Genomic DNA, 6,545 nt, shown 5'->3' with positions numbered 1-6,545 from the left:
CGTCGGTCCGGCCCGTCTGCCGATACGAGGCGCCCAGGTTCGCCCGGGCCGTCAGCGTGCTGGGGTGTTCCGCGCCCAGCAGTCGCTCGCGGTCGGTCAGCACCTGCTCCTGCAGGGTGATGGCCTCGTCGGTCCGGCCCGTCTGCCGATACGAGACCGCCAGGTTCGCCCGGGCCGTCAGCGTGCTGGGGTGTTCCGCGCCCAGCAGTCGCTCGCGGTCGGCCAGCACCTGCTCCTCCAAGGTGATGGCCTCGTCGGTCCGCCCCGTCTGCCGATACGAGCCGGCCAGGTTCCCCCGGACCGTCACCGTGTCGGGGTGTTCCGCGCCCAGCAGCCGTTCGCGGTCGGCCAGCACCTGCTCCTCCAAGGTGATGGCCTCGCCGGTCCGCCCCGTCTGCCGATACGAGACCGCCAGGTTCCCCCGGGCCGTCAGCGAGTTGGGGTGTTCCGCGCCCGACAGCCGCTCGTTGTCGGCCAGCACTTGCTCCAGCAGGGTGATGGCCTCGCCGGTCCGCCCCGCCTGCCAGTACAAGGCGCCCAAGTTCGCCCGGGCCGACAGCGTGTGGGGGTCTTCCGCGCCCGACAGTCGCTCGTGGTCGGCCAGCACCTGCTCCAGTAGGGTGATGGCCTCGCCGGTCCGCCCCGCCTGGCGGTACGAGATCGCCAGGTTCGCCCGGGCCGTCAGCGTGTTGGGGTGTTCGCCCAGCAGCCGTTCGGCGTCGGCGGTCGTGCGTTCCCAGTGGGGGGTCGAGGCGCTGTGCAGACCCGTGTCGAGAAGGCTTAGAGGTCCTAACAAAGGCGTTTCACGAACCGGTGGGTGATGAGGCAGACAGCGATCCCGAGGAAGGCTTCGTGGATGTCGTCGCGTCGTTCCCAACGGATACGGAGACGACGGAAGCCGTGGAGCCAGGAAATGGTGCGCTCGACGACCCAGCGCACGCGTCCGAGGCCGGATCCGTGGGGATGCCCGCGTCGGGCGATCACCGGTTTGACACCCCGGGCCCGGACCGGGCCGCGGTATTTGTCGTGGTCGTAGGCACGGTCGCCGTAGAGGGCGTCGGGTCGATGCCGAGGGCGTCCCACTCGTCCGCGGACGTGGGGGACCTTGGCGAGCAGGGGCAGGAGTTCGGTGACGTCGTTGCGGTTTCCGCCGGTCAGGGACACGGCGAGGGGGATTCCCTGCCCTTCGACCAGGACGTGGTGCTTGCTGCCCGACCGTGCGCGATCGACCGGGCTCGGCCCGCTTTTGGGCCCTTTCGAGCGGCCCGGACGTGGCTGGAATCGATCACCGCCCGGGACCAGTCGAGCTGTTTGGCCGCGTGCAGTCTCGCGAGCAGGATCGCGTGCAGCCGATCCCACACGCCGGCCTCGTTCCAGGCCGCGAGACGCCGCCAACACGTCATCCCCGACCCGAAACCCAACTCCTGCGGCAGGAACTCCCACTGGATTCCCGTGTGCAGGACGAACAGGATGCCGCACAACGCCTGCCGATCCGGCACCCGAGGCCGCCCACGCGTCAACTTCGGGGCAGGTTCGGGCAGCAACGGCTCGATCAGGGACCACAGTTCGTCCGAAACGATCCACGGACGAGGCTCACCTTTGCGCACATCCAGTACAACGACCCAACAAGCCGATAGTCACACCCAACACGGTTTCTGTTAGGACCTCTTAGTCCGGTTCGGTACAGGATCAGGTGGCCGTGGGGGTGCCACAGGAGGTCGCCGGCGTGTGCGGTCAAGGTGTCCGTGTTGGCCCGCAGAACGGCCGCCAGATCCGGATCGGTGTGGTCCTGGGCGGGCCACAACCCGAACAGGGCGTCGGCGGCCGTGCGGGCGACGGCGGGGAGTTCGGTGTCTGGGGTCGTTTCGCGGGCGGCGCGGGCGGTGAGGGCATGGATCCGTACGGCGCGGGGGTCGTTGCGGGAGTCGTCGGTGATCAGGCCGTAGCGGTGCAGCAGTCGGAGCACGGCATGGGCGTCTTCGGAGTCGACCCGGGTGTGGTCGGTGTCGGGGGCCGGGGCGCGGTGGGTGTTCAGGTAGTGGATGACTGTTTCGTGGGTCCAGAGGTTGCGGGGGTGTCCGGCGGGGTCGAGGAAGGCGGCGAGGGTGAGGGCGGGGGCGGCGAGCCCGGCGGGTTCGGCGCGTTGGGCGGCGTCCAGGGACAGCAGAAGGGCTGCGGCCACGGGGCGGCCGTAGCGTTCGGTGTCCGCGTCCGGCGGCAGGAGCTTGTCCAGGCGGGCGGCGCCCGCGGTGAACAGTCGCAGGTATCGCGTACAGGTCACGTCCTCGTTGATCATGTAAGCGGCGGCGTGCGCCAAGGCCAGTGGCAGCAGGCCCAGTTCCCGGGCCAGTCGCGGGAGGTCCTCGTCGAGGAGGTGGGCGTGTGCGGCGTGGGTGAGGCGTTCGCGCAGATACGCCCGGGCCTCGGTGTCGGTGTAGGTGTCGACGTCGATCACGGCGCGGTCGCCGCCGGAGAGCAGGGCCTCGCGGCGGCGGGTGGATGCCGTCGTCTGCCCGCGGCCGGAGGGCGACGGTGCCGGTGGCCACCAGGGTTCGAGCGATCGGGGGTCGGTGATGTCGTCGAGGACCACCAGCCACGAACGCGATGTCGTCGCCAGCCAGTGCACGAACGCCCGGGCGTCGTCCAGCGGATCCTGCCCCGTTGCGCCCGGGGTGGCGATCAGGTGGGCGGTGCGGGCGTAGGTGGTGATCACCTGTTCGGTGTCGGCGGCGTTGACCCACAGGACCAGGTCGACGCCGTCGGCCCGGGCCCGGTGGGCGTAGGCGGCGGCGAGTTGGGACTTGCCCGTGCCGCCGCCGCCGGAGAGAACCACGCTCGCGTGGTCGGCCCGGGCCCGGTCGATCCACTCGCGCAACCCCGCGCGGTCCTGGAACGCGGAGGCCAGCGCCGGCACGGGATTGGGCTGGAGCGGCCACCGCACCGGCTCCGGGAGAGTCGCGGCGTGGACGTCCACGTGGGCGACGTGGACGTTGCCGCTGATGGCCACGGCGTGGGGCGCGGACGCGGTGGCGGTCCCGGTTCCTTCGAAGCGCACCGTTCCCGCGCCGGTGGTCTCCGTGGGTGGTGGTCCGCGGTGGCCGGACACCGCGGTCCCGCCGTCGGTGGCGTGGGCGTTGCCACTGTCGGCGACCACCACCGCTTCCCCAGCGACGGGCGGGGTGCCGGGTGCGGCGGGGGTTGGGGCGGGTGTGCGGCCGCGTCGGCGCCATCGCACAGTGTCTTCCTTGCCTTCTCCGGTGCGTCCCGGTGGGTGGTTGTGGTGGGCCCTGTCAGGGACGGTGGTCGATGCCGGTGCCGGCGCTGCTGCCGGGGCCGTCGGCGACGGCGCGGCCGGTGCGTTCCGCTCGCGCGGACCCGCCACCGGCACCCGCGGGGCCCTTGATGCCGGTGTGGGCGTCACCGCCACCGGTCGCCTCGGCGCTGCCGGTATCGACGACCTCCTCGTTCCCGGGAGGCGGAGCGGGAGGTGTGGGCTGCTGCCGGAGCAGGGCCCACAGCAGCGCGCCCACCCCGGTGGCCCCCTGAACGGACGCGCCCACGATCTGCCCCGTGTCCGGACCGTCCAACAACCACAGCAACGGCGTCGAGACGATCACCAACCCCGCGATCACCACGACCGTGATCTTCCACCCCTGGGACATGCCCCACCCCCGGTCCGCCACCGCCACGACGAGCCCAACGGATCGTGTCCGCCGGTCACTTGCCAGGACTATCAGATACACCGGCCTGTCGAGCCCAAGCGTGGCGATCCGGCACGGGCTCGCCACGGTCACACACACTCCCGCCACGGACGAGGAAGTCGCGGCGCTCCTGGTGCTCATGGCCGACGACCCGAACGTGCGAACCGTCCAGGTGATCCCGCCCACCAAGACAGCGATCGCGCGGGCCGCCAAGCTCACCACCCTCGCCGGGAAGGCCACCGCAGCGGCCGCGAAGAAGCCGATTCCCCGAGTCGGGGAATTCCCGGACTCGGGGCCGACCTGCGAAAACGCGGCAAAACCGCAGGTCGCCCCCGACTCGGGGGTTTCCCGGGACTCGGGTGACCCCCGAGTCTTTAAGAAGACGGAGGTTGTAGAAGACGAAGAAGAAGCGCCGGGGGCGCGTAGCGCCGGTGACGTGCGTAGCACTCCTGACGTAGGTAGTGCGCACGCGAGCGACAGCGGCTGCGCCGCGGCGGGCAAGGCGCAGGCAGGAACGGCGGCGACGGTACCCGGGCCCCGCACGGGCGACGCGGACGCCGAATCCTCGTACCCCCAAATTTGGGGGTACGAGGGTGGCGTCACCGGTGACGCCACCCCCCCGGCCGGCAAGGCGGCCGGGCCGAAGCTCACCCGGGACCAGGCGGCGGCGGTGCGCGCGGTCGAGGCCGTGCTGCCGGCCGCCCTGGTCGCGCTCCTGCCCCACCACCACATCCCGGGCCGCTGCCGGCCGGCGGTGCTGGCCGCGCTGGAGTCGCGCACCGTCGAGCAGCTGGCCCAGCGCGCGGCCCGCCGCTGGTACGGCTGGGGCTACGCCCAGGCCCACGACGCCGGGACGCTCCGCAGTGCGGTCGGCGTCGCGGTCCAGCTGATCGGCCCCACCCCGTACTGCGCCGACCCCTCCTGCGAGGACGGCGTCATGCCCGGCCACATCCCGTGCCGGGCCTGCGAGACGCGCCGCGCGGACCGCCGGGCCGACCGCCTCGCCGGACGCACCGTCCCCACCGGCCGCACCGGCGCCGGCCGCGCCCCGCTCCCGGAGTGCCACGACTGCGGCAGGCCGTTCCCCGGCACCGTGCCCCAGGACGGTGTGTGCGCGACCTGCCACGCGGAAGCCGAGGCCGCGGCGCGGGCCGCCCTCGACACCCTCGCCGAGTGGGACCGCATCGACGCAGACCGCGCAGCCCACGAACAGGCCGCCGAAGCAGCCGAAGCCACACGGGCGGCCGAGGAGCAGCAGCAGCGCCGGGCCGCCGAGGCCGCGGGCGAGGAAGCCCGGCGCCGGGACGCGGAGGAAACCGCGCGACTGCGCGCCCAAGTCGCCCTGGAGTTCGCCGAATTGGCCGCCTACTCCGTTCCCCAGGACGCCGAAGCGCCGTTCTAGGTCCCGAGATTCGGCGGTGGGCCGCGCACCGGGCACGCCGTCACAGACACGCCGAACGGTCGAGTCCGTGTCACCTACTCCTCCGGAGACACCGTCGAATACGCGGCCGAAGACGAGGTTGCGATCATCGACTGACAGCCGGAACGGCCCCGGACCGTCGGGCGCCCCCGCCCCCATCGCCTTCGGGCGGTGGGGGCGGGCGTGCGGGTGGGCGATCCCACCGCCGACTCGGCGTCAGTTCGGCGGCGGCGACTGCCGCGGGCCGCCCCCGCTTCGGCGTGGAGTCGGCCGCACCGGCCCACCCTGTTCGTGACCGGAACCGATCGCCCGGCGGCCGATCTTCCGCTCGTCTTCGTCGCCGACGGCCGGCGGTTCGGCCTCCAGCAGATCGGCGACCGTACAGCCCAGGGCCGCGCATATCTTGTCCAGGTCGTCGAGCCGGACCGAGATCGGCTTGGTGTTCCACAAGGCGGCGACCTTGCTCAACGGCGGGTTGAAACCGACCTGTCGGAACGCGGCGATCAGGTCGCTGAGCTGCAAGATGTCGCGCCGGGCTGCCGCCCGGCGCAGATTCCACTTCATCGCAAGTTCCCCTTGTCCATCACAAGTCGCTGCACGGCCCGCCCGGAGGAGGCCGGGCTCGCCGCCTCCGGGTCCGCGTGAGCGGTAGCGAGATACGAAACCGTGGTCGTAGGACGGCGTGTCCGAGCATTCTCTCGACGTGGTCGAGTGGTGTTGGCGATGCGTTCACGGGCCGAGGGGGCGGAGCGCTCCCGCCGGCGATGCGCCGGGAGTCGCGCTCGTTGCGATCGACCCAGGCAAGACGCTTCCTCTCACGGCAATCCATCGGCCTCCACGGCACATGTCAGGGTGCTTGGTCGAGGATCCGGGTGACGGTGTTGTCGATGACGGGGCGCACGGTGTCGGGGTCGTCGAGGTCGCTGCCGACCACGATGCCGTCGCGGAGCATCATGAGCATGGTGGCCGTGGCGTGCGGGGTGGGGTTGCCGATGGTGGTGAGGATGTCGTGGAACAGTGTGTGGTTCCAGCGGCGGTACTCGGCGGTGGTCTGTCGCACGGGGTGGGCGGGATCGGGGTATTCGGCGGCGGCGTTGGTGAACGGGCAGCCGCGAAACCCCGGTCCGGCACCGTTCTCGCCGAGGAACCCGAAGATGTCGAACAGTGCTTGGCGGGCGTTCGCCGCCGCTGTGCGCACGGCCTCGACGGCGGTGCGTTGGCGCTCGTACTCGGCTTCCAGATAGGCGCGGACGAGTTGGTCCTTGGCCGGGAAGTGGTGGTAGAAGGTGGCCTTCGCCACCCGCGCCTCGGCGATGATCCGGTCGATGCCGACCGAACGCACGCCCTCGGCGTAGAAGAGGGTCGACGCGGTCTCGAGGATGCGGCGTCGTGCCGGGGTTTCGGATGTCCTCGTGTGCACCCTT

General features: G+C 71.8%; 7 protein-coding genes. 1 reads left to right on the top strand and 6 read right to left on the bottom strand.

Features of this window, described 5'->3' with window-relative positions:
- The 4 genes from ACFZBU_RS47650 to ACFZBU_RS47635 form a co-directional block, all read right to left on the bottom strand.
- A partial coding sequence (locus ACFZBU_RS47650; RefSeq protein WP_391590098.1) for a tetratricopeptide repeat protein occupies window positions 1-796 on the bottom strand: 796 nt, incomplete at its 3' end.
- Window positions 790-1,607 (bottom strand): IS5 family transposase gene (locus tag ACFZBU_RS47645; RefSeq protein WP_391590097.1). Its coding sequence is split into 2 segments (ribosomal slippage): window positions 790-1,256 and window positions 1,256-1,607, totalling 819 coding nucleotides; the frame shifts between segments, so codons are not numbered across the junction. The genes ACFZBU_RS47650 and ACFZBU_RS47645, both read right to left, overlap by 7 nt.
- Window positions 1,553-3,154 carry an NB-ARC domain protein gene (locus ACFZBU_RS47640; protein ID WP_391590096.1) on the bottom strand — a complete coding sequence of 534 codons (1,602 nt, stop codon included), beginning with the start codon at window positions 3,152-3,154 and terminating at the stop codon, window positions 1,553-1,555. The genes ACFZBU_RS47645 and ACFZBU_RS47640 overlap by 55 nt, the downstream gene beginning before the upstream one ends.
- 136 nt (window positions 3,155-3,290) lie before the next feature.
- Window positions 3,291-3,662: a hypothetical protein gene (locus ACFZBU_RS47635; protein WP_391590095.1), complete on the bottom strand. Its 372-nt coding sequence runs from the start codon at window positions 3,660-3,662 to the stop codon at window positions 3,291-3,293.
- Between the two features lie 100 nt (window positions 3,663-3,762).
- On the opposite strand from ACFZBU_RS47635, the gene ACFZBU_RS47630 reads away from it, so the two are divergent.
- Complete coding sequence (locus ACFZBU_RS47630; protein ID WP_391590094.1) at window positions 3,763-5,103, top strand: hypothetical protein; 1,341 nt, start codon at window positions 3,763-3,765, stop codon at window positions 5,101-5,103.
- A 234-nt stretch (window positions 5,104-5,337) separates the two neighbouring features.
- Here the strand turns inward: ACFZBU_RS47630 and ACFZBU_RS47625 are convergent, their stop codons facing one another.
- Window positions 5,338-5,685 carry a helix-turn-helix domain-containing protein gene (locus ACFZBU_RS47625; protein WP_391590093.1) on the bottom strand — a complete coding sequence of 116 codons (348 nt, stop codon included), beginning with the start codon at window positions 5,683-5,685 and terminating at the stop codon, window positions 5,338-5,340.
- A 283-nt stretch (window positions 5,686-5,968) separates the two neighbouring features.
- Window positions 5,969-6,541: a TetR/AcrR family transcriptional regulator gene (locus ACFZBU_RS47620; protein ID WP_391590092.1), complete on the bottom strand. Its 573-nt coding sequence runs from the start codon at window positions 6,539-6,541 to the stop codon at window positions 5,969-5,971.
- Between the last annotated feature and the right edge of the window lie 4 nt (window positions 6,542-6,545).

The sequence above is a fragment of the Embleya sp. NPDC008237 genome (assembly GCF_042956465.1).
GTDB lineage: Bacteria > Actinomycetota > Actinomycetes > Streptomycetales > Streptomycetaceae > Embleya.
Note: the sequence above shows the minus strand (reverse complement) of the source record. Positions and strands in the feature narration are given on the sequence as shown.